We start from the raw sequence: 22,060 nt of genomic DNA on the forward strand, positions 1-22,060 counted from the left end.
CCAATAAGCAAAACAGTCCGAAACGAAGATCCGACATGGAAGTAAAAGACATTCCGCAAGACAACAGCACCTCCTACCACGGCCACCGCAAAGTCATCTACGGAACGCGCGGCGGCCATTACGAGGCCGCCACCAGCAGCGGTTGGGACGACGAATCCTACGCCACCGGCCTTGCCGTATCCGAGCTGGACGCGCAAACCCAAGCCGCCCGGGAAGCCGTTGCGCGGGGCGAATACTCGCCGCTCTACTACCATATGTTCCGCTACCGCCACGACGAAACCAGTCTGGCAGGCGCGGCAGGCGTATGGAAATGGCAGCTTCGCCGCCACTTGCGCCCCGAAATCTTTGCCAAACTGAGTTCCAAAACCCTGCAAAAATACGCCAATGCCCTGCAAATCAACATTAAAGAACTGCAACGCATTGATACCGATGCACCCTGTCGAAAATAAAGCAGAGGCCGTCTGAACGGCATCACGCCGTTCAGACGGCCTCTTTTTTCCGAAGAAAACCCCATGACCGAATTTCCCCACCAGCACACCGCCCACTGCGAAAGCGGTGTCATGTCCACTCTGCTCAAATACCACGGCTGCGAGTTGAACGAAGCCATGATTTTCGGCATTGCACACGCGCTGTCGTTTGTATGGCTGCCGCTAGTCAAGCTCGGCGGAATGCCGCTCGTGTCCTATCGCGCCGCGCCGCGCAGCATCATCCGCAACACCTGCAAAGCACTGGGGCTGAAACTGTCAGTGCGCCGTTTCTCCAGTCCTGAGCGCGGGCAGGCCGCACTTGACGAAGCCTTGGCCGCAGGCCAACCCGCAGGCGTGCAGACATCCGTATTCTGGCTGCCCTACTTTCCACCGCAGATGCGTTTCCATTTCAACGCCCACAACCTGCTCGTGTACGGTAAAGACGGCGGCGACTACCTTGTCAGCGACCCTGTGTTTGAAACCGTTCAACGCTGCCCCGCCGAAGACTTGCAGTGCGCCCGCTTTGCCAAAGGCGCACTGGCCGCCAAAGGCATGATGTACACGCTTGAAGCAGGCGGAAATCCGGCGGCAGTGGCTGCCAAACTGCCTGCCGTTATCCGCAAAGCCATACGGAAAAACGCCAACCATATGCTTGCGCCGCTGTTTTTCGTCGGCGTGAAAGGGATGCGCACCGTCGCCAAGAAAATCGAAAGCCTGCCCGCCCAAAACAACGAAAAATACCAAAAACTGTTTCTCGGCCACTTGGTGCGCATGCAGGAAGAAATCGGCACGGGCGGCGCGGGTTTCCGCTATATCTACGCCTATTTTTTAGAACAGTCGGCACAAATCTGCGGCGAAACGGCTTTTCAGACGGCCTCTGAGCAGATGACCGCCATCGGCGACCAGTGGCGTCAGTTTGCCGCCATGTGCGTGAAACAGTGCAAAAAGCCGTCTGAACATGGCTGCGCCGAAATCTCCGCCCTCTTACGCGGCATCGCCGACCAAGAAGAAGCATTATGGCGGCGGTTGAAACAAATCGGATAAACCGCTTTTTTTGCAGCATCGGCATTCGGTTTTACTCCCAAAACGCCGCCAAGCCGGTTGCCGATATGCCTGAAACCGCTTGAACGGTTCAGACGGCCTCTGCCCACCACCCTTTACCTATGATTCAAATCCAATCCCTCTCCCACCGCTACCCCCGTGCCGACGCACCCGCTCTCGACAACGTATCGTTCGACATTGCCGACGGCGAATGCCTGGGTCTGCTCGGACACAACGGCGCGGGCAAAACCACGTTGATGTCGCTGATGGCAGGTTTGCAGGACGTGTGCAGGGGCGAAATCCTGTTTGACGGCCGGCCGCTGCACCGTCTCTCCCGTGCCGCACGGCAGAAAATCGGTCTCGTACCGCAGGATTTCGCGTTCTATCCGCAGCTTTCGGTATGGGACAACCTGCTGTTTTTCGCCTCGCTCTACAAGATGCGCGACAAAGGCCGTCTGAACCTGCTCATCGGGCAGGCCGGCTTGGAAGAACACAAACACAAAGCCGCCAAACACCTGTCCGGCGGGCTCAAACGCCGTCTGAATTTCGCCGTGGGGCTGATTAACGCGCCGCAACTGGTGTTTCTCGACGAAATTACCGTCGGCATCGACCCGCAATCGCGCCGCTTTATTCTCGACAGCGTTGCCGAACTGACGCGGCAGGGCGTAACCGTGGTGTACACCTCGCACTATCTGCCCGAAATCGAGCAGCTTTGCGGCAAAATCGCGCTGCTGCAACACGGACGGCTGGTGTATCAAGGCAGCTTGGACGAACTTTTGGCTTCACAGACGCAAACCGTGCGCTTCATTACCGAGCCTGCACTGCCGCCTGCAACCTTGGCCGCACTGCAAGCCGTGCCCGCCGACCGGCGCGGCATGATGGAAACCGCGCAGGATGCCGCCGCCGTGTATGCCGCCCTGCAAAAAAGCGGCGTGCATATCCGTTACTTCCAGCAGGGACACGGCTCGCTGGAAGCCTTTTACCTCGACTTTCTCCGCCGCGAAACCGACACGCCATGACCGCCGCTTCCCTGATTAAAGAATTGAAACTCTTGAGCCGCGACCTGCACGGCCTGGCCGTACTGTTTGTGATGCCCATCGTTTTCATGCTGATTATGTCGCTGGCACTGAGCCGCGATGCCGACCCGCACGAAGGCAGCCGCATCGCACTGGTCGGCGCGGCGGGCGACAGCGTCAACGCCAAATTCGCCGCCGCGCTGGAAAAAGAAAACATACGCGTCAGCATGATGCCGTCTGAAAAACTCGCCGCCGCGCAAAACGGGCTGCACGACAAGCGTTTCCAACTGGTACTGCACAACCCCAACCTTGCCGCAGACAAACCCGCCGACAGTAAAACGCTGCAAATCTATATCGCCCCCGATACCGAACCCTCATGGCTGGCGGCAGTCAAAGGCGTTTTGCAGCAGCATTACACCGAAACGCGCGTCAACGCCTACTTTGGCGACAGCGGCATTACCATCGACAACAAAAAACTGCCCGCAAAAATCCGCAAAGAAATCCAAAAGAAAGTGGACGAAAAAAACGCCGAACAGCTTGATGCAGTAAGCGCATTTTTAGGCCGCACCATGTTTCAGGAACATTATTTGAGCGCAGGCAGCGGCACAGTGGCCAAGCCCAACGCCGTACAGCACAGCGTACCTGCATGGCTGATTTTCGGCATGTTCTTCATCATGATACCGCTCTCCAACGTGATGGCTTTGGAGCGGCAGACCAACACGATTACACGGCTGCGGCTGGCCCGCGCAGGCGCGGCGGGGCTGATAGCGGCCAAACTCGTACCGTATTTCCTGATTAACCAGCTCCAATTTGCCGGTATGCTGCTGCTCGGCCGCTACCTGCTGCCCAAGCTCGGCGTAAGCGCGCTGGTACTCAATGGCAGCCTTGCGCCTTACGCGCTCTTGTCTGCCGCCGTATCCGCCGCCGCGCTCGGCTATGCGTTGCTGATCAGCGTGTGCGCCAAATCCACCGAACACGCCGTCGTGCTTGGCGGCGGCGGCATTATCCTGATGGCGGCACTCGGCGGCATCATGGTGCCCGCACACGTCATGCCCGACACCATGCAGCACATCACTTGGGTGTCGCCGATGGCTTGGGGCTTGAAAGCCTTTCAGGAGCTGCTGCTCAACCGCAGCGGCTTAGGCGGCATCACCCCCTACCTCGCCCTGCTCGCTGCATTCGCCGCCGCCACACTCCTCTCTGCCACACTGGTTTACCGTCGGCAGCTGCAAACACAGGTGCGGTTTTAAGAATCTGCAAACCGCGCCGCCCAACCGGATACGAAAGCCCTTTTTATGTCCTACACCTTCACCCTTGCTCCGCAAGCACTCGAAACCGAATTGAAAAAACTCATTCTGCAAGAGTCCGGCAAAGCCGACGACATCGCCCCTGAAGACTTCTCCGACGACGCGCCGCTGTTCGGCGACGGCAGCCCTGTCGCCCTCGATTCGCTTGACGCGCTGCAAATCAGCGTTGCCCTGCAACAGCATTTCCAAGTGCGGCTGCAAGGCGACCGCATGGTACGCAAACACATGATGTGCATACGCGGTTTGGCCGCATTCGTGCGGCGGGAACACGGCGCATGAGCTGGCTCTGCGGCACAGCGGCCACTTGCGCGGCCAATCCGCAGGCCGCATTCAGACGGCCTGATACGGTGGAATTCGCTTTTCTCAAGCAAACACAGCAGGCCGCCTATTTTCGCGCCTTCTCCTCCCCCGGCCTCAGCCGCACCGAAATTGCCGGCGAAGCCGAAGCGCACTTGCGCCGTGCCGCCGAAAACGCAGGCTGGCCGTCTGAAGCCTGGCATACCGCGCCCGTATTTATCGGCTCCGGCTCCTACCTGATTTCCGAATACGAAAACCGCTATCTTGCCGGTGAAACCACACCGGAAAACCACCTGCTCCATCTTGCCGCCGACCTGCGCGAACGCAGCGGCAACTGCAACATTTTCAGCTTCGCCACTTCCTGTACCTCATCCGCCCACGCCCTCATCCAGGCCGACCGTTTCCTATCGCTCGGTCTGGCGGAGCGCGCTTTCGTACTCGGCATCGAAAGCCTCAACCGCCTCACACTGCTGCATTTCCACAGCCTCGGCCTGCTCACCGCCGACTACCGCCCCTTCGGCGGCAACGGCCTGATACTCGGCGAAGGCGCAGCCGCGCTTGCCCTCTCCGCCGCAGAGCCGCAAAGCAAAGGCCGTCTGAAACTGGCCGGCCACGCCGCAGGCACAGGCAGCCATTTGGTACAGAGCGATACTGCCGTGCAGGAAAGCGTCATCCGCCGCGCCATTGCCGCCGCAGGCATCACACCCGCCGGCATCGCCCTCGTCAAAACCCACGGCATCGGCACAGCCGACAGCGATGCCGCCGAAATGCAGGTGCTGCACAAAGTATTCGGCACACCGCCGCCGCTTGCCGCACTCAAACCGCAAACCGGCCACACCCTCGGCGCAAGCGCGGCACTCGAAACTGCCCTGCTCGCCCAAGCACTCCGCAGCCGCACGCTTACCGATATCCACGGACACAACATCCCCCTTTCAGACGGCCTTTTCTGCCTCGCCAACCACTTCGGCTTCGGCGGCAGCAACACAACAACAGTATGGCAATGGACACCCTGATTCCCGACATCCGCATCACCGCTGCCGCCCGCTTCGACACCGACGCGGCCGTCAGCGGAAAAATCCTCAAACAAGTCCTGCAACAGCGCACCGGCACCGACCCGCGCCGCCTCAGCCGCCTCAGTATCTGCGCCGCCCTCGGCGCAGGCCTGCTCGCCCGCAGCCGCCGCATTTCCCCCGATTGCGCCGTCTGGCTCGGCACGCCGTTCTCCTCGCCCGCCATATTTGCCAAAATGGCCGGCAACGTGCTTGACCACCACGCCGCCATGCCTTTCGATTTCATCGCCAACCTGCACAACGCCCCCGCCTTCCATGCCGCCGAAGCCCTCGGCTGCCACGGCGCAACATCTACCGTTCCCGCAGGACGCGATTCCGACACCCGCTTCCATCCCCTGCTGCTCGCCGCCGCCTCGCTTCCGATTGGCGGACAAGCCGCCGTCGGCTGGTGCTACGAACACCAGCCGCCCTACCCGCACACCGGCGAAGGCAGCGTCTGGCTGCTGCTCGAACACGGTGCAGACACCGGCTCGCCCCTGTGCTTTTCCAAAAAAACCACGCCGCAGGCCGCAACGGAAAGGTCGTCTGAAACCTACTATTGGCAGCACATTGCCGACCTTGCGGCAACGCTGCACGAACGCAGCCACACCATCGAAGCAGGCAGTTGGACGATACAAACCGGCTGCCCGGCAGATGTCGCCACCGCATACGAACGGATCGGATAAACCGTCCGGACGGCAAAGGCCGTCTGAAAATGCCGCCGCCGAACCGTATTGCCGATTACAGCTAAAATAACGCCTTCCCCTTCCCACCCGCAAAGGCCGTCTGAAATGTCCTTACGCACACTCCGCCGCACCTACACCGCACTGTCCGCCCTACTCTGCCTGTTTCTCATCTATGCCTTTGCCACAGGCAACCGCCTGCAAACCGACCTCACCGCCCTGCTTCCCGCCGACGCGCAGCCCGACGCGCTGCTGACGGCCGCCGACAAAGCGGGCGAAGCGCAGCTCAACACGCAGGTGGTGCTGCTCGCAGGCAGCGCGGATGCGGACACGGCGTTTCAGACGGCCTCCGAAATCGCCCAAACGTGGCGCGGCAGCGGCGTATTCGAGTCGGTCGACAGCAGCATCACACCCGATTTGGACGCGGTACGCGCGGATATGCAGAAACTGGGCTTGGCGGTATTGCCGCAGGAACAGGCGCGGCTCATCTTTGAAGAACCGAAACGGTATTTCCAAACGCGGGCGGAAGACGCGGCCAACCCGTTTGCCGCCCCCTCGCCCCTGTCTTTGGAACAGGACTGGCTGGGCTTTGGCCGGTTTGTCGCGGCGAAAGCCAACCCGCAGAGCCGTTTGCAATGGAATATGGACAACGGAATGCTCTACACCGAAGCAGACGGCCAAACCTGGGTATGGCTCAGAGGCCGTCTGAAAACGGGCGACAACTTTTCCGGCAACGACGCGCTGCTGCCGCTGATGGCCGAAAGCCGCGCCATCGCGCAAAAACACGGCGCAAAAACCTTGGCCGCAGGCGGCGCGCTGTTTGCCGCCGCGTCCAAAACGGCGGCGGAAGCGGAAAGCCGCATCATGGGTATCGCCGGTACGCTGGCGACTTTCGCGCTGCTGCTGTGGGTGTTCCGCAGCGTCCGCGTGTTCTGGCTGATGCTGCCGCTGGCATCGGGTATGCTGGCGGGGCTGGCGGCGGCGTTGGCGGTGTTCGGAGAAGTGCACATCCTGACCATCATCGTCGGCACCAGCCTGGTGGGCATGCTGGTGGACTTCCCGCTGCACTGGCTCGCCCCTTCGGTATTCGCACCGACGGCACACACCGACTGGCCATCCGAACGCGCGATGAAACACGTTCTGCCGAGCTTTGCCGTCAGCCTGCTGATTACCGTGTCGGGCTACGCGCTGCTGTGGTTCACGCCGCTGCCCGTGTTGCGCCAAACCGCCGTCTTTTCCGGCTTTTCTCTCTTGGGCGCGTTTGGCGCAACCGTGTTGTGGCTGCCGCCGCTATTTGCCCGTTACCGCGCCAAGGCCGTACCCTTCGCCGCGTTTACCGAAAGGCTGCACGCATACTCCGGCCGTCTGAAAACCCGTTTTCACAAACGCGGCTGGCTCGCGCTCGGCGGCATACTGCTGGCAGCGGGGTTGTGGCGCAGCGACTGGCGCGACGACATCGGCCAGTGGGTCAACATGCCGTCTGAAATGCTGGCCGAAGTCAAACGAATCGGCGATTTGAGCGGCACGGATTTCGGCGGCAAATACCTGGTGGCCGAAGCCGGCAGCGAAGACGCGCTGCTGCAAAAAACCGCCGAACTCGGCCGCGCGCTGCAACCGCTCGTCGCAGAAGGCAAACTCGGCGGCTTCCAATCGCCCGACCAATTCATTGCCCCCGCGTCCGAACAGCAAAAACTGAAAAACCGCCTGCGCGAACTGGCCAAGCTGCGCGAAAACTGGCAACCGCTTGCCGATGCCGGCATTCCGCGCAAAACCATACGCGAAGCCCTCATCCAAGCCGCCGACGCACCGACGCTATCCCTTTCAGACGGCCTCAAAACCGGTTTGGCCGAAGCATGGCGGCCGCTCTATCTGGGCGAAGTGGAAAAAGGCCGCCACGCCGCCATCGTGCGCCTGAACGGCATCGCCGACGAAACCGCCGTACGCGCCGCCGCCCTGCGCATCTCGGGCATACACTGGGCAGACAAACGCGCCCGCCTCAACGAACTCTTCCATCACACACGCAACCAGGCCGCCTGGCTCAAACTCGCCTCCTACGCGCTGGCATGGCTGCTGCTGTGGAAAATGTTCGGCGCGAAACACGGCGGCAAAATCATCGCCGTACCGTTGGCCGCCGCCGTCTGCACCGTCGCCGCCCTCGGCTGGCTCGGCATCCCCGTCAGCCTGTTCGCCATGTTCGGACTACTGCTCGTCTCCGCCATCGGCATCGATTACGCCGTTTATGCCGCCACCGCCAAACACACCGCCGCCGCACGCCTCGGCGGCATGCTGCTTGCCGCAGCCACCACCGCCATCTCCTTCGCCCTGCTCGCCCTCAGCGGCACTCCCGCCGTCGCCGCGTTCGGCATCACCGTTACGCTGGGCGTGGCGTTCAACCTCTGGCTGGCCGGCTCGCTGCTGCGGGATTGACCCGCCCGTATCCGAAACGCCGAAACAGGATTTCAGACGGACAAAAACACGGCAGGGCGTTTGCGGCCGTCTGAAAATCCGAAAAGAAGCCTGCAAAACGGCTGCGGCAAATCGTGTTATAGTGAACCAACACGAAAATCTACGGCGTTGCTGCGCCTTGGCTCAAAGAAAGCGGTTTTCTACGGCATTGGAAATGCCAAGAAAACCTGCCCCGTACTACCTGTACTGTCTGCGGCTTGCTGCCTTGTATCTTTCCGTGTCGTTTCACTATACGATGCCGCCCCTTCCCACCCGTAAAGGAAAAACCATGCGCCTTACCATGCTTGCCGCCGCGCTGCTGCTTGCCGCCTGCGCCGCACCGCTGCCGCAACCGCACAGCCTGCCGCCGCTGCCGCAGTCCGCCCGCTGGTTCAAACTGGAAAAAGCCGATGCCGCCGGACAAACCGTACAAACCAGCCTGCTGGCCGTCGAACCGCTTTCAGACGGCCTCCGCTTTGTGCAGACCGACGCGCTGGGTGCGCCCGTGTCACGCCAGACCGTCAGCACGCAAGGCTGGGAAAACGACGGTTTCGTCATGCCCAACGCCGCCTCGCGCCGCCTGTTCGCCGCCCTGCTGCCGCTGCTTGCCACTGACGATGCCGCCTCTCTGTATCCCGAAATCACAAAAAGGCCGTCTGAAAACAACGGATTCTGCCCCGAAGGCAAAGGCGCGCTGTTCCGCTACAAAGATCGCGATTTGTGGTGCGTTGCTGCCGATGCCGGACAATTCCGCATCGGTTTCCCCGACAACACGCGCTGGACAGCCGCCCCGATAGAAGAACAGGCGCAAGAGCAGCCATGAAAACACCCGTCTACCTCAGCCGCCCCGCCGTTACCAGCGCACTAGGCAGCGGCATACGCACCCACATCGACGCGCTGCTCAACCCGCAGGCCGTGCCGCTGGCCTTTTCCGACCGGTGGATTAAGGGCAAAAACCATGCCTTCGGCGCAGTAAACGAAACCCTGCGCCCGTTTTCAGACGGCCTGCCGCCGGAGCACGTCAGCCGCAACAACCAACTGCTCTGGCACGCGCTCGAACAAATCGAAGACGACATTCGTGCCGCTGTCGCGCGTTACGGCCGCCATCGCATTGCCGTGGTTATCGGCACGTCCACCAGCGGCGCGGACGAAAACATCCCGCTGTTTGAACATATTGCCCGCGGCGGCGGCTGGGCGGACAAACCGTTCAAGCAGCTGCAACACACCATGGGCGCGCCCGCAGAATTTGTCGCCCGGGCTTACGGGCTGCAAGGGCTGCGCTACACCGTGTCCACCGCCTGCACTTCGGGCGCGCGCGCCCTGATCAGCGCGGCGCGGCTGTTGCGTGCCAATCTTGCCGATGCCGTGATTTGCGGCGGCGCAGACACCCTGTCGCCGCTCACCATCAACGGCTTCGCCTCGCTGGAAGTGCTTTCAGACGGCATCGCCAACCCGTTTTCCGCCAACCGCAACGGCATCAACATCGGCGAAGCCGCCGCCGCATTCATCATGACGCGCGATGCCGATTTCGACGGCACAATGCAACTGCTTGGCTACGGCGCAAGCAGCGACGCCTACCATATGTCTTCGCCGCGCCCGGACGGCTCGGGTGCGGCGCAGTCGTTTCAGACGGCATTGCGCGATGCGGAACTGACAGCGCAGGACATCGGCTGGATTAATCTGCACGGCACGGGCACGCTGCACAACGACGGCATGGAAAGCCGCGCCGTGGCCGAAGTTTTCGGTAAGGCCGCGCCCTGCACTTCAACCAAACCCTACACCGGCCACACCCTCGGCGCCGCGGGCGCATTGGAAGCCGCCATCGCCTGGGGCATGGTCTGCCGCGAATACAATCCCGACGGCAAACTGCCGCCGCAGCATTGGGACGGCGTACCCGATCCCGAACTGCCCGCCATCACACTCACCGGCCGCAACAGCGTATGGCCGTCTGAAAAACGGATTGCAGCGAGTTCGTCGTTTGCCTTTGGCGGCAGCAATGCGGTTTTGATTATCGGCGGTATGTGACCGGCGCAAAAAAGGCAGCCTGAAAACGGGATTCCCTCCGTTTCCAGGCTGCCTTTACTGTCGCCATTTCATCAAGATTCAGTACCTGCCGGGTGTTTTCACACTTTCAACACCAGCTTGCGGTAAAACCACTCGCCCGCAAACAGCACGCCCATCAGCACATACGACACGATACCCGTGTAAACCGCCCACCAGTCATGCCATTGCAACAACGCCAACGCGGCGGCGGTTGCGCCGTTCAACACAAAAAAGCCGCACCAGATTTGCGTTACCCGCCGCGTGTGGCGCACGCCTTCGGGCGGCAGGTCGGGGTGTTGCAGGCGGGCAAGGCGTTCGATGACGGTTTGTTTGGCAAACAGGCTGCCGCCGAATACGGCAAGCATCAACAGGTTGACGGCTACGGGATACCAGTACATCGAATCAGGCCGTCTGAACAGCAAAACGGCGGCGAAAAAAGCAGACAGCAGCAGCGCGACTATGCGTTGCGCGGCAGTTTGCGGCATGGCGGCGCGTATCAGCCACAGGACGCACATGGCGGCGGCCAGCCAAACGAATGCACCGTTTTCGCGGCCGTAGTACCACAAAAGCGGATAGGCGAGGCTGGCGAACGTGAGCAGGATTTTTGCGGCGGGATTCATGCGGGCGGCTTGATTGGAGAAGGTTCTTGGTTTTATCCGCTTGTGCTTTCACTCGGCGGAACAGGCGTTTGAAGGCCGTCTGAAAGCGCGGTTGCGAGATGGCTTTTCAGACGGCCTTAATGCGTTTTTAAAACGTGTTTCTGTATCGGCAGCGGTCGGAAGGGCTCGTGCGGCCTCTGCGGACAGAAGGCCGTCTGAAAAGTTTACTGCGCGTCCTGAGCCTGATCCTGAACTTTCAATACGGCCTGCACCACGTCGTCAACGGTACGCACGTTGCGGAAATCTTCGGCCTGCAACCTGCGGCCGGTTTCGCGCTTGATGAGGTCGATGAGGTCGATGGCGTCGATGCTGTCGATTTCCAAATCTTCGTAGAGATTGGTTTCGGGCATGATGCGTTCGGGTTCGATTTCAAACAGTTCGACCAACGCTTCAGACAGCAGCGTGCGGATTTCCTGTTCGCTCAAAATTTTGTTGTCGCTCATATTGTTTCCTTATTCTGCCAAGCGGCTTTTGACGAATGCGGCCAAGGTTTTGACGTTGGCGAAATTGTCGCGCAGATTGTCTTTTTCGCCGTCGAGCTGGAAGCCGAAAGTTTTTTGCACGGCCAAGCCCAGTTCGAGTGCGTCAACGGAATCGAGGCCGAGGCCGTCGTCGCCGAAGAGCGGGTCTTCGCTGCCGATGTCAGCGGGAGTCATGTCTTCGAGGCCGAGGCTGTCGATGATGAGTTGCTTGATTTGGTTTTCTAAATCGTTCATGTGGTTTTCCTTGTAAAGTAGTCTTGCAGGTATGCGTTCAAACGCCTTGCGGCGATGGGTAAGGGTTTTTCGGCGAGCCAGTCTTGCGGGTCGATGTCGTCGCCGACGGTAATTTCGTAACGGATTTTCTGCGGCGGTATCTGATACCACGGCTGGCCTTTTTTGAAGTTGGGCGGAGTCATTTTGATGACTACGGGCGTAATCACGTTTGCGCTGCGCAGGCCGATGGATACCGCGCCGCGGTGCATTTTGATTTGTCCGTCCCAACCGGTGCGTGTGCCCTCGGGGAAGATGAGCAGGCTTTGCCCGCTGCGGAATACGGCATCGATTTCTTCGAGCATTTCCATGCTTTCGTCGTTGGGAATATAGCCCGAGGCAAGAATCTGGCTTCTCATGCTGGGATTGTGCAGCAGGTCTTTTTTAACCAATACATTTGGGGCGGGCGCGTGGCTGACCATTAATACGACATCAAGCAGGGAGGGGTGGTTGGCGAGGATAAGCTGGCCGGGGCGGCCGAGTCTGTCTGCGCCGCGAAAACTTACGCTCAATACGCCCGACCATTGCAGATAGCCGACGAAAAAACGCCATACGCGTCCAATCATACGTCGCGCGGCAAGCTGGCGCGGCACGTCGCCCTTGGTGGATTTGAGCGTATAGGGCAGAAGGGCGATTTTGAACAGCACGCCCGCCACGCCGAACAGGATAAAGCCCAACAAGGTTGCGGCGAAACGGCGGAGATAATCAAGGCGGTTCATGCGTTTTTCTGCCACAGCCAGCGGCGGCCGGTGTAATGGCGCGTGTGTTCGAGGCCGTCTGAATGCAAAAAGCGTATCCAGTCCAATGCGCCGTAATAGGGTTTGGCGGATTCAGACGGCCTTTCGCTATCTGCACCGCCTGTTTGCAGCGTCAGGCTGTAACGCCCGCCCGCTTCGACAACCATAGCCAAAGCGTGGGGGAACGGGGCGCGTTCGGCGGAGACACCGTAGCTAGTTTGCAGCGGGTCGTCGGCAACCACGACCAACACGCGTTCCGCGCCGTCGGATAGGAGTGCGAACGCTTCGGCCAATGCGGTTTCGAGGCCGTCTGAAAGCGGAGCGAGCGCGGTGTTTTCATTCATGTCGCTGCGTAGAATCGACCATTGGCCGGCCGGCGCGTTGTGTACCGACAGGCCGAATGAGGTAGGCGATACGGTGTGCGAGCGCAGCAGCTCCGGCCACAGTTCGAAACTGCGGTTGATTTCGCCGTCGTGCGAGGCGTAAACCATCGGACAGCCAGGGTAGCGGTCGGCCAGCTCCCACGCGGCTTCGCACACCAGCCGCGCAGCCGCACCCAACCGCCGCCTCTGCATGGCGGGCAGAAACGCAAGCGCGGGTTTGTGTTCGGGCAGGGTATCGGCATCAAGCTGTCCGGCCGCCCATTGCTGCCATTGCTCTGCCGTTGCCATGCGGTTGCAGGCGGCGTGCCACGCGGCGATATTGAATGAGAACGAACAGGCCGTATGCATGGTGTCGGGACTCCGTTGCGGCGGCGCGGCGGCCGCCCGTATGAAACAAAGAAGGCGGCATTTTAACCGATTTGCCGCGAAACGTAGGCAATAAAATCCGCCAAAAGCCTACGACGCAACGCCGCCATCCATTATAATCGCGGGCTTTAGTTTGTTTCGGACACCGCGTCCGCCGCTTATGGAAAAACTGACCTGCCCCATCGAAAATCCCGCCTTTCTGCTGCCGCACAGCGGCCATATGGTGCTGATCGACCGCGTTACGGAATACGGTAGCGATTTTGCTCGCGTCGAGGCCTCGGTGGACGGGAACCACATCCTGCTGCACAACGGCGCGCTGCCCGCAACAATGGGCATGGAAATCATGGCGCAGGCCATCGGCGCTTTCGCCGGCATACAGGCCTTGTCGGCCGGCGAACCGGTGAAACTGGGCTTTCTGCTCGGCACGCGCCGCATGAACCTGTTTGCCGACAGCATCCCCGTCGGCACGAAACTGTCGGCAACGGCAACAGTGTCCACGCAGGATGCGGGCGGAATGGGCGTGTTCGACTGCGAACTGCGCTGGATTGACGCCCCGGAAAACGCGAAACACACCCTGCCTGCCGACGGCCTGCTGGTACAGGCGGCGCTGAACGTTTATGCTCCGAAAAACGCGCAGGCCGTCTGAACGCTTTTCAGACGGCCTGCAAACACCCGAAGGAAACGCCATGAGCGAAACCGTTTTAATCACAGGCTCCAACAGGGGCATAGGCAAAGCCGTTGCGCTGGGTTTGGCGCAAGACGGCTACGACATCGCCGTGCATTGCCGCAGCCGCCGCGACGAGGCCGAAGCCGTGGCGGAACAAATCCGCGCCTTGGGCAGGCAGGCGCGCGTGTTGCAGTTTGACGTATCCGACCGCGCCGCCTGCCGCGAAATCTTAACCGCCGATGTGGAAGCGCACGGCGCATATTACGGCGTAGTGTTGAACGCAGGTTTAACCCGCGACAATGCGTTCCCCGCGTTTTCAGACGACGACTGGGACAGCGTGTTGCGTACCAATCTCGACGGTTTTTACAACGTTCTGCATCCGCTGGCGATGCCGATGATACGCCGCCGCAAACCCGGCCGGATTGTCTGCATGGCATCCGTGTCCGGCCTGACGGGCAACCGCGGGCAGGTTAATTACAGCGCGTCCAAAGCAGGCATCGTCGGCGCGGCGAAAGCTTTGGCGGTGGAACTGGCCAAGCGCAAGATTACCGTCAACTGCGTCGCCCCCGGCCTGATTGATACCGAAATCGTGGACGAGAACGTGCCTGTCGAAGAAATTTTAAAAGCCGTGCCCGCCGCGCGTATGGGTACGCCGGAAGAAGTGGCGCACGCCGTACGCTTTTTAATGGACGAAAAAGCGGCATATATCACGCGCCAAGTCATTGCCGTGAACGGAGGTCTGTGTTGAACACCAAAAGAGTAGTGATTACCGGCATCGGCGGCATTACCGCGTTCGGCCGCGACTGGCAGAGCATTCAGACGGCCTTTAAAGCCGAAAAAAACGCCGTGAAATACATGGACTGGCGCGAACGCTTCCCCGAACTGGAAGCACAGTTGGGCGCGCCGGTCGAAAACTACGCCCCGCCGGCGCACTGGACGCGTAAGCAGCTCCGCAGCATGGGGCGCGTGTCGCAGCTTTGCGTCGATGCCGCCGAACAGGCTCTGGCCGATGCGGGTCTGCTTGGCGACGAGCGCATTTCAGACGGCCGCATGGGCGTGGCCTGCGGCTCGTCGGTCGGCAGCACCAAAGACATCGGCGACATGGGCGAGCTGCTGCTGACCGGCACATCGCGCAACTTCAACGCCAACACCTATGTGCGCATGATGCCGCACACGACGGCCGCCAACATCGGCATTTTCTTCGGCCTGAAAGGGCGCATCATTCCCACGTCAAGCGCATGCTCATCGGGCAGCCAAGCCATCGGCTACGCCTACGAAGCCGTCAAATACGGCCTTATCGACATGATGCTGGCCGGCGGCGGCGAAGAGTTCTGCCCGTCGGAAGTGTATGTGTTTGACTCGCTTTATGCCGCCAGCCGCCGCAACGGCGAACCTTCGCTGACCCCGCGCCCCTATGATGCAGGACGGGACGGCTTGGTTATCGGCGAAGGCGCGGGCATGATGGTGCTCGAATCACTCGAATCCGCCCAAGCGCGCGGTGCGAAAATCTATGCCGAAATCGCCGGCTACGGCGCAAACAGCGACGGCAGCCATATTACCCAGCCGCAAAAAGACACCATGCAAAAATGTATGGAGCTCGCCCTCAACGACGCGGGTATCCGTCCGGAGCAAGTCGGCTACGTCAGCGGCCACGGCACGGCCACCGAAAAAGGCGATATCGCCGAAACGCTGGCCACCGAAGCCGTTTTCGGCTTTGTTCCCATGAGTTCGCAAAAAAGCTATCTCGGCCACACCCTCGGCGCGTGCGGCGCACTCGAAGCGTGGTTTGCCATCGAAATGATGAACAGCGGCTGGTTTGCGCCGACGGTTAATCTCGACAACATCGACCCGCGCTGTGGCAAGGTGGATTACATTGTCAGCGGCGGCCGTGAAATCGAAACGGACTATGTGGTCAGCAACAACTTCGCCTTCGGCGGCGTGAACACTTCGCTGGTGTTGAAACGCTGGCGCGGATGAATTTGTCGGATACACGGAAAAGGCCGTCTGGCAGCAAGCCGCAGACAGTATGGGTAATACGGCAAGGCGCAGCAACGCCGTATATTTTTTATTTTTGCTCACTATATTATTAATTGCTTGCCAGCCGCCGCCCACGCAGACTACCATGCCGCACATAAACGATACCGATACGACCCGATCCGGAGCCCAAATGGATTCCCCCGCGAACACGCCGTACCGACGCACCAACAGCAACAGCAACACCGCTGCCGCCAGCATGGCCTTCATGCTGCGCACAGCGGTGTTTTTGTTTGACGGGTACGGATGCGGAAGAGGCTGCCTGAAAACAGGCGGTGAAGATTGGTAAAGAGCAAAGGAAAGGTTTTCAGGTGGCCTCAAGAAGGGAAAAGTGCCTACCGAAAGGCTACCTGAAAACTAAGAAACTTCAGCGAAGCGAAAACTTAAAAGCCAAGCCTGCAATCAGAAAGCCCCTCCCACACATGCCGAAAACTTTTCAGGTAGCCCTATAGGCAGACCGATTCAAAACCCGGCCAAATAAGCAAAGGACAGCATACTTCATGATTACCACACGCGATGTTCTCTTCATCTATAACCTGTTTCATTGGGGCGGGATAATATTTCTGATCGTGGCCGTAAGTTTTGCCTGTTATCAGATAAACCCCAAACTATTTAATAAAAACACGCAGTTAATATTTCTGCCCGGGCTGGCTGTAGCCGGGCTGCTTTATGCGGCAGGGCAGGTAGAAAAAATGCAGGAGAGGCGGGAAGCCGAAGCGGAAGAAGCCGCATGGCGCAAACGCTACGATCCCGCCAAAGCCCGCTTCGACCAGCTGTGCCAAAACGCCGGCGAGAAGATTTACCGCACCGCAGACAATGTGGACGGCATCCTGCTGCTGAAGGTGCGCGGGGATGACGAGAAATATCAAGACAGCTTCTACAACCCGCGGAAAGACCAGATGTGGGAGGATGCGGCGGTGGAGAGTGAATTCGAGCGAGAGGAGTATGTTGCCAGCTTTTTGCCATATTTTTCCCGTGCCCATTATGATTATGTTGATGTATTACAAAAAGACGGGTCTATCATCCGCTATAGTGGTGATTGGCATATGTCCGACAAGCCATTTAATCAAGAAATTAACCCGCCTCATCCTGCTGAAACCCAATGAGATAAATATATAGGAATGATGAGATAAATGGGAAGAAGTGGGATGATGGAGGATGGCTCGGGATAGAAAAAGTGAAATGGAGTTGCAAATAGTGCAACAAGAAACGGGCGACATTTTATCGTCCGTTTTTTTATTGTCAGAGTCCTTTTTTGAGGGCGGCGATGGCGATGTCGAGGATTCTGCGTTCGGCATCGGGTTGGAGTTGGTTGTTGCCGTTGATGGGGAGATAGGGGCGTGCTGGGAGGTTGGTTTTGTGGCCGCGGCCTGCTTGACCGCCGAGGTGGTGGATGGCGGCGTATTTTTTGTTGCTGCCGATGCGGGCATAGTTGCTGCCGACCTGTGTGGTCAGGCTGGCGGCAAGTTGCCCGCTTTTTTGCAGGGTTTTGCCTCCTTCGTCTGCGGCGCGACGGCTTTGTTTCCACCGCTGTCCGCCCCAACCTTCTGATTCGAAGTTATCCTCGGTCATGGACAGCAATTCGGTGGCGATGCCCCGCATCATGGTGCGGGTGTCGGTGGCGTTTTTGAGCAGCGTACTCAAGCCGTGGTCGAGCCGGTCTGCGTCTAATTTAATTTCAAGCATGGTCAGCCCCTCAATAATTCATGCACCCATGCCAACGATTCGGGGGTTAGGGCGTTTTTGAATTTCTGGTTAGCCATCATGGTTTTGATGGCAATCCGGGCGATATCCGGATGGGTTGCCTGCGCCTTTTCCACGGCGATTTGCGCCATGCGGGACAGCATGGATTTGCCTTGGTTGGCATTGAAGCCTGCGTTTGGGGCGATGAATTTATTATTTACGCGGATGCCGGTGCGCCGGGCATAGCGTGCCTCTCCGGTATAAGGGTTTGAGCCTATATCGACGGTGACGGACTCAAGAGTTGGTCTGGCTTGAACGCGGCTCTCACCCATACCGCGCGACAGAGGGCGAACCCGGCAGCGGCAGCGATAATCCAAGGGCGGATACAGGCTGTCCCACACCGGGTCATCGGCTGCATAGACGCGACCGTGTAACATACGGTGGGTTTCGCGGGTGCGGCTGTCGTTGATGGCAACATACTGCCAATAAGGGTGCGTGTCGATGGAATCCATCATTTCGGCGTAGCGACCCGCCATGTAGGCTGACTGCATATTGGTCAGATAGATGGTTTTCAGGCGGTGGGGGCTGCCGAGCTGTACGCTTTGGGTTTCCCCTTCGGGATTTTTAACTTCCTGCCTGCCCCACCAGCCTTTGCGTTGCAAGACGGGGGCGAGTTCGCTGCTGAATTCTTCCATCGTCCGGCCTTGTTCGGCGGCATCGACAACGGCGGAATAGATGTCGGAGAGCACATCCATTTTGGCAGTTTTGGCCACCGTAAAGGCAGTGGCGTGCGCATCGTCCAACATATCCTGCCAATCCCAAGATACGGCAATGCCTTTTTGCTTGAGATAGGCGACGGCGGCTTCGGGTTTCATGCCGAAGACGGCTTTAATATCTTCTGGGTTCATGATTTAAGCTCCTGTACCACTTCAATCCTGCCGACCAAGTCGGAAAGGAAAATCAGGCGTGCCAACTCGTTTTGCAAGGCGGTATCGTCCATGTTCGGATAGGCGGCGGTCAGACGGTCGAGCAGATTTTCGGCGGTTTCGCCCTGCCTTAATTCGGACACTAGGACGGCAGTCAGCCGTTCGCCCTGTTCATTCAGACGGCCTGTGTCGGGGGCGAGTCCGTCGATGACCAAACCAGCATCCGTCAAATCGCCCTCGGTGAAGTCGGCAGCTTTTGCCTCCGGGGTTGCTTGAACATCCTCAACCAAATCGCCCTCTCTCAAACCGTATGTGCGCTGCCAGTATTGGTTGGTGAACTTGGCACCGGCATCCACCATCATCTTATCCCGTTCGGCACGCTCTCTGGTGCCGCTTTCTTCATTTTCGAACAGCACGAATTTCGGGCGGGCAACGTCTCCGAAATTTATCTCTACCACCCACTCTATCAACTGATTGAACGTTGTCTCCACGATTCGTTTGTCGCTGTCGCGGATGTCGTCCGTTACTTCCAAGCCTGCGGTCGCGCTGGCGTGGGTACTGTCTTTTTCGGTGGTTTGGTCTTGTCCGAGCAGCGCAATGCTGATTTCGGAGCGGCAATAACGGATGAGCTTGTCGTAGGCATCAATAGATGATGCCTTGCCGCTTGCCTCGTGGATTTCGACACTGGAGTCGTTGGGGATGGTGCCGACGCTGTTGCCGATCAGGGCTTCGAGCGCGTCTAACAGTTTGTCGGTATCTTGCGGGGTATTGGAACGCGGCTCTTTACCAATCAGCCAAGGCGCGCCGTACTTTTCGGTGAATTGCATCCAGAATTTAAGGCCGCCGCGTTTGAAGGTGACCAGCCAAAAAACCAAGCCCAAATCGCCCAAACCGTAGGGGTTTAAATAATCTGCCTCATGCGTCGGGCAAAGAAACTTATAAGGCGGAGGAACGGTATCGGTCAGCCCGTTTTGGATGTAACGCAACTCGCCTTCGTCGTTGAAGGCGAACCACTCTTGCGGCTTGGCGATGATTTTGTCAGGCAGCCATGCAGAATCGGTACGCCAAATCAGCTCGATGGGTTGATAGCCGTAAAAAACGGCGTTTAAAACGTCTTTAATCAGGTGGTAAACATCGGTTTCAGCCAGCCAGCTATCAATAAAATCCCGGACATTTTGGGGCGTATCTTCGCCCTCAAGCCGCCATTCGAGGCGTGCGACGGCGGCTTTTCGGCGGCGTACCAACGAGCCGACCAAGGGGTCGCGCATCAGCTCGCGGTAAACGGAGATTTGCCTGCCCATTTTGCGCAAAACGGGGTCGGGATTAGGCAGCCAGCCGTTAAAACCGCTGAAAAACTGGCGGGAAACGGCGAGATGGGCAGATAAATCCTGCGGCTTGAAGGTCATGATGCCTTGACTGGTTTTGAGTTTGAGGTGGGGTTTGGGCATGATATGTACTCTTTAAATACCTTAATAACCTTTGGTTAATGCGCTTTTTCGGCGGATTCGGCGGCTGGCTACGCGTATCGGTCCGGTATTCAGCTCGCGGCTGGCGTAATGGGCAAGAACAAAGGCAATCGCCGCGTCGCCGTGGCGTTTTTTGCCGTCTTGACCTTTAGTACGTACGTCGGGGATGCGCGGCACGCCTCTGACCAGCTCGAAGGCACGCAGGTCGGCCAGGATGTCTTCGTCTTTGGGGATTGCGTCCAACGTGCCGTCTTCGAGGGCGGCTTTGAACGGAGCGGTATGGGTGCGGTACCAGTTTTCCGAGAGCATGACCGACTCGCATACCTCCGCGCCAAATTCGTCGCGCATGGCTTCGGCTATTGACTGACCGTTGCCGCGCGCGTCCAATGCCGCTCCGCGCAGATTGGGTAAGCCGTGCAACAGGTGTTTCATAATTTGCTCTTGTTGGGCAAACGGCATATTGCCCAACTCCAACACGAACGGCGGCTTAAGGCTTAAATTAGGCTGCTGCAATAAAGGGACGATGACGGTACGGTCTCCGCTGCGGGCAAAGTCTTCACCCACAAAGGAAACCCGGGTTTTATCCAAACCGTCGAGCAGCGGTTGCAGGGTGTCGGCTATCCAGTCCGCCACTTCGGCGGCGCGGCGCGGCTCGGGCAAGAGGCCGAACTCATCGCTTTGGTCGTATCTGATAACCGGCGTATAAGGACTCATACGGCTCTCAATCAAGGCTCGGTTGAGCCATTTGCCGCCGCCGTTTTTAGGGATGCAGTCCAACTCTTCGGATGCATCGTCGCCGTAGAAATCACGAATCTCTTTGCACCATGTCTCCTCTCCCTCTTTCGTCCACTCTTTACCCAAACGCAGGCAGATGCGGCGGTAGAGGCCGTCTGAAACGGCCTCGTCGAAAGTAATGCGGTGGATGGAGTACGGCTTTTTGCCCGCACGGATGTCGGTAATCAGCTCGTTGAACGGATTGTCCACACCGTCATGGGTAGAGATGATGTGTACTTGCCCGCCCCACATCAGCAATGCCATTGCCGCTTTGAGCAGCTCTCCGAGCTGATCGTGGAACGCCGCTTCATCGATGATGACGCGCCCCTGCTTACCGCGAAGGTTTGAGGGGCGGCTGGATAAGGCGGTAACGCGCCAGCCGGACGCGAAACGGATGACGAAGGCGAGGACGGATTTTTTGTCGTCACCCTCGACGAACACCTCTTCAGTCTCTTCGATTTCGCCTGCCGCCAAACCGTAGAATTTCGCCCAGTTGGCACAATCGCGGATAAACTCCAAAGCCATGTCTTTGTTGTAGCCTATGTACCATGCGTCCATGCCGCCCGATGAGGCGGCAAGTAAGGCGGTATCGGCAGCCTCGCCCCAGCTCAGACCGATGCGTCGGGATTTTTCGCAGAGTTTGACGGGAGAGTTATCGGCGCACCAACGCTGCTGGTAAGGCAGCAATGCCGATGGCGTGCGGTCTTCGGTTTTGGTCGTCATGATGCGATACCTAAAATCTGTTTGCGGATGGCTTCGGCAGCCGCGTCGGACAGCCCGCCTTTTTTTGCCTGCTTGGCCACGTTTTCGGCGGCGGCTTCGACTTTGGCTTTAACTTTTGCCTGATATTCCTTCAGGCGCGTACCGGCGGTAATCAGCCCGCTGATTTTGCGCGCGCCCTCGCTCATAATCCCGAAACGGTCAAGCGCGTTTAACTCGTCTTCGGGCATCTCGCCAATCTGCACCAATGCCTCAAACAACTCTGTCTGCAACATCGCCATCAAGGCTTCGGAGCGAGTATCCCCTTCGTCTGCCGCGCCTTCGGCAATCAGGCGTGCCGCTTCGGTGCTGTTTTTGATGGCGGCAAACCGACGCTGTACTTTTTGGCCGTACCGATGGGCGGCGGAGCGGCTGATTTCGTAACCCTGCTGCTGCAACCATTCGGATAATGCCTGGTAGTCGGCGAAGCCGTTTTCGACGAGCTTGCGCTCAAACTCGTGTCGGACGGCTTCAGGGAGCTGGTCGATGACGCTGCGTTTTGCCAT

24 protein-coding genes are annotated in these 22,060 nt (G+C 59.0%); 14 read left to right on the forward strand and 10 right to left on the reverse strand.

Features of this window, described 5'->3' with window-relative positions; translation table 11 throughout:
- The first annotated feature begins 35 nt into the window (after positions 1-35).
- The 10 genes from CGZ77_RS02320 to CGZ77_RS02365 all read left to right on the forward strand — a co-directional run bounded on the left by CGZ77_RS02320 (position 36) and on the right by CGZ77_RS02365 (position 10,330).
- On the forward strand, positions 36-449 hold the full coding sequence (locus tag CGZ77_RS02320) for a hypothetical protein (protein WP_009424965.1): 414 nt from the start codon (positions 36-38) through the stop codon (positions 447-449).
- 63 nt (positions 450-512) lie between these two features.
- The gene (locus tag CGZ77_RS02325) at positions 513-1,511 is read left to right on the forward strand and encodes a BtrH N-terminal domain-containing protein (RefSeq protein WP_009424964.1); all 999 of its coding nucleotides are present in this window, start codon (positions 513-515) and stop codon (positions 1,509-1,511) included.
- A 119-nt stretch (positions 1,512-1,630) separates the two neighbouring features.
- Positions 1,631-2,527, forward strand: a complete 897-nt coding sequence (locus tag CGZ77_RS02330) for an ABC transporter ATP-binding protein (protein ID WP_009424963.1) — start codon at positions 1,631-1,633, stop codon at positions 2,525-2,527.
- Positions 2,524-3,774 carry an ABC transporter permease gene (locus CGZ77_RS02335; RefSeq protein ID WP_009424962.1) on the forward strand — a complete coding sequence of 417 codons (1,251 nt, stop codon included), beginning with the start codon at positions 2,524-2,526 and terminating at the stop codon, positions 3,772-3,774. The genes CGZ77_RS02330 and CGZ77_RS02335 overlap by 4 nt, the downstream gene beginning before the upstream one ends.
- Before the next feature lie 45 nt (positions 3,775-3,819).
- On the forward strand, positions 3,820-4,110 hold the full coding sequence (locus tag CGZ77_RS02340) for a phosphopantetheine-binding protein (protein WP_009424961.1): 291 nt from the start codon (positions 3,820-3,822) through the stop codon (positions 4,108-4,110).
- The gene (locus CGZ77_RS02345) at positions 4,107-5,141 is read left to right on the forward strand and encodes a beta-ketoacyl synthase N-terminal-like domain-containing protein (RefSeq protein ID WP_009424960.1); all 1,035 of its coding nucleotides are present in this window, start codon (positions 4,107-4,109) and stop codon (positions 5,139-5,141) included. Before CGZ77_RS02340 ends, CGZ77_RS02345 begins: the two co-directional genes overlap by 4 nt.
- Positions 5,123-5,863, forward strand: a complete 741-nt coding sequence (locus CGZ77_RS02350; protein ID WP_009424959.1) for a hypothetical protein — start codon at positions 5,123-5,125, stop codon at positions 5,861-5,863. The genes CGZ77_RS02345 and CGZ77_RS02350 overlap by 19 nt, the downstream gene beginning before the upstream one ends.
- Before the next feature lie 105 nt (positions 5,864-5,968).
- Positions 5,969-8,287 carry an MMPL family transporter gene (locus CGZ77_RS02355; RefSeq protein WP_009424958.1) on the forward strand — a complete coding sequence of 773 codons (2,319 nt, stop codon included), beginning with the start codon at positions 5,969-5,971 and terminating at the stop codon, positions 8,285-8,287.
- 307 nt (positions 8,288-8,594) lie between these two features.
- Entirely contained in the window at positions 8,595-9,128 is a 534-nt protein-coding gene (locus CGZ77_RS02360; protein WP_094030875.1) for a hypothetical protein, read from the forward strand.
- Entirely contained in the window at positions 9,125-10,330 is a 1,206-nt protein-coding gene (locus CGZ77_RS02365) for a beta-ketoacyl-ACP synthase (protein ID WP_009424956.1), read from the forward strand. The genes CGZ77_RS02360 and CGZ77_RS02365 overlap by 4 nt, the downstream gene beginning before the upstream one ends.
- A gap of 98 nt (positions 10,331-10,428) precedes the next feature.
- Here the strand turns inward: CGZ77_RS02365 and CGZ77_RS02370 are convergent, their stop codons facing one another.
- From CGZ77_RS02370 to CGZ77_RS02390, 5 genes are all read right to left on the reverse strand, one after another.
- Positions 10,429-10,968, reverse strand: a complete 540-nt coding sequence (locus CGZ77_RS02370; RefSeq protein WP_009424955.1) for a hypothetical protein — start codon at positions 10,966-10,968, stop codon at positions 10,429-10,431.
- Between the two features lie 203 nt (positions 10,969-11,171).
- Positions 11,172-11,432 (reverse strand): acyl carrier protein, encoded by a 261-nt coding sequence (locus CGZ77_RS02375; protein WP_094031205.1) that lies wholly within the window; start codon positions 11,430-11,432, stop codon positions 11,172-11,174.
- A 27-nt stretch (positions 11,433-11,459) separates the two neighbouring features.
- Positions 11,460-11,723, reverse strand: a complete 264-nt coding sequence (locus tag CGZ77_RS02380; RefSeq protein ID WP_009424953.1) for a phosphopantetheine-binding protein — start codon at positions 11,721-11,723, stop codon at positions 11,460-11,462.
- Positions 11,720-12,478, reverse strand: a complete 759-nt coding sequence (locus CGZ77_RS02385; protein WP_009424952.1) for a 1-acyl-sn-glycerol-3-phosphate acyltransferase — start codon at positions 12,476-12,478, stop codon at positions 11,720-11,722. Before CGZ77_RS02385 ends, CGZ77_RS02380 begins: the two co-directional genes overlap by 4 nt.
- On the reverse strand, positions 12,475-13,227 hold the full coding sequence (locus CGZ77_RS02390) for a beta-ketoacyl synthase chain length factor (RefSeq protein ID WP_094030876.1): 753 nt from the start codon (positions 13,225-13,227) through the stop codon (positions 12,475-12,477). Before CGZ77_RS02390 ends, CGZ77_RS02385 begins: the two co-directional genes overlap by 4 nt.
- A gap of 178 nt (positions 13,228-13,405) precedes the next feature.
- Here CGZ77_RS02390 and CGZ77_RS02395 point away from each other — a divergent pair, with 178 nt between their 5' ends.
- The 4 genes from CGZ77_RS02395 (at position 13,406) to CGZ77_RS12230 (ending at position 17,052) form a co-directional block, all read left to right on the forward strand.
- A complete protein-coding gene (locus tag CGZ77_RS02395) occupies positions 13,406-13,891 on the forward strand; it encodes a hypothetical protein (protein ID WP_009424950.1) in 486 nt (161 codons plus the stop codon).
- Positions 13,892-13,931: 40 nt separating this feature from the next.
- The gene (gene fabG, locus CGZ77_RS02400; protein ID WP_009424949.1) at positions 13,932-14,660 is read left to right on the forward strand and encodes a 3-oxoacyl-ACP reductase FabG; all 729 of its coding nucleotides are present in this window, start codon (positions 13,932-13,934) and stop codon (positions 14,658-14,660) included.
- Positions 14,654-15,889, forward strand: a complete 1,236-nt coding sequence (locus tag CGZ77_RS02405; RefSeq protein WP_094030877.1) for a beta-ketoacyl-ACP synthase — start codon at positions 14,654-14,656, stop codon at positions 15,887-15,889. The genes fabG and CGZ77_RS02405 overlap by 7 nt, the downstream gene beginning before the upstream one ends.
- 557 nt (positions 15,890-16,446) lie before the next feature.
- Positions 16,447-17,052, forward strand: a complete 606-nt coding sequence (locus CGZ77_RS12230) for a hypothetical protein (protein ID WP_009426259.1) — start codon at positions 16,447-16,449, stop codon at positions 17,050-17,052.
- Positions 17,053-17,188: 136 nt separating this feature from the next.
- Here CGZ77_RS12230 and CGZ77_RS02415 read toward each other — a convergent pair whose 3' ends face one another.
- The 5 genes from CGZ77_RS02415 to CGZ77_RS02435 are packed head-to-tail and all read right to left on the reverse strand — an operon-like array spanning position 17,189 to position 22,060.
- A complete protein-coding gene (locus CGZ77_RS02415; protein ID WP_009426260.1) occupies positions 17,189-17,632 on the reverse strand; it encodes a phage virion morphogenesis protein in 444 nt (147 codons plus the stop codon).
- Between the two features lie 2 nt (positions 17,633-17,634).
- Complete coding sequence (locus CGZ77_RS02420; RefSeq protein WP_009426261.1) at positions 17,635-18,537, reverse strand: phage minor head protein; 903 nt, start codon at positions 18,535-18,537, stop codon at positions 17,635-17,637.
- Positions 18,534-20,003: a DUF935 domain-containing protein gene (locus CGZ77_RS02425; RefSeq protein ID WP_009426262.1), complete on the reverse strand. Its 1,470-nt coding sequence runs from the start codon at positions 20,001-20,003 to the stop codon at positions 18,534-18,536. Before CGZ77_RS02425 ends, CGZ77_RS02420 begins: the two co-directional genes overlap by 4 nt.
- Before the next feature lie 21 nt (positions 20,004-20,024).
- Positions 20,025-21,518: a terminase large subunit domain-containing protein gene (locus CGZ77_RS02430; protein WP_094030878.1), complete on the reverse strand. Its 1,494-nt coding sequence runs from the start codon at positions 21,516-21,518 to the stop codon at positions 20,025-20,027.
- Complete coding sequence (locus CGZ77_RS02435; protein WP_009426265.1) at positions 21,515-22,060, reverse strand: DUF3486 family protein; 546 nt, start codon at positions 22,058-22,060, stop codon at positions 21,515-21,517. Before CGZ77_RS02435 ends, CGZ77_RS02430 begins: the two co-directional genes overlap by 4 nt.

It is taken from the genome of Neisseria sp. KEM232 (genome assembly GCF_002237445.1).
Classification (GTDB): Bacteria; Pseudomonadota; Gammaproteobacteria; order Burkholderiales; family Neisseriaceae; genus Neisseria.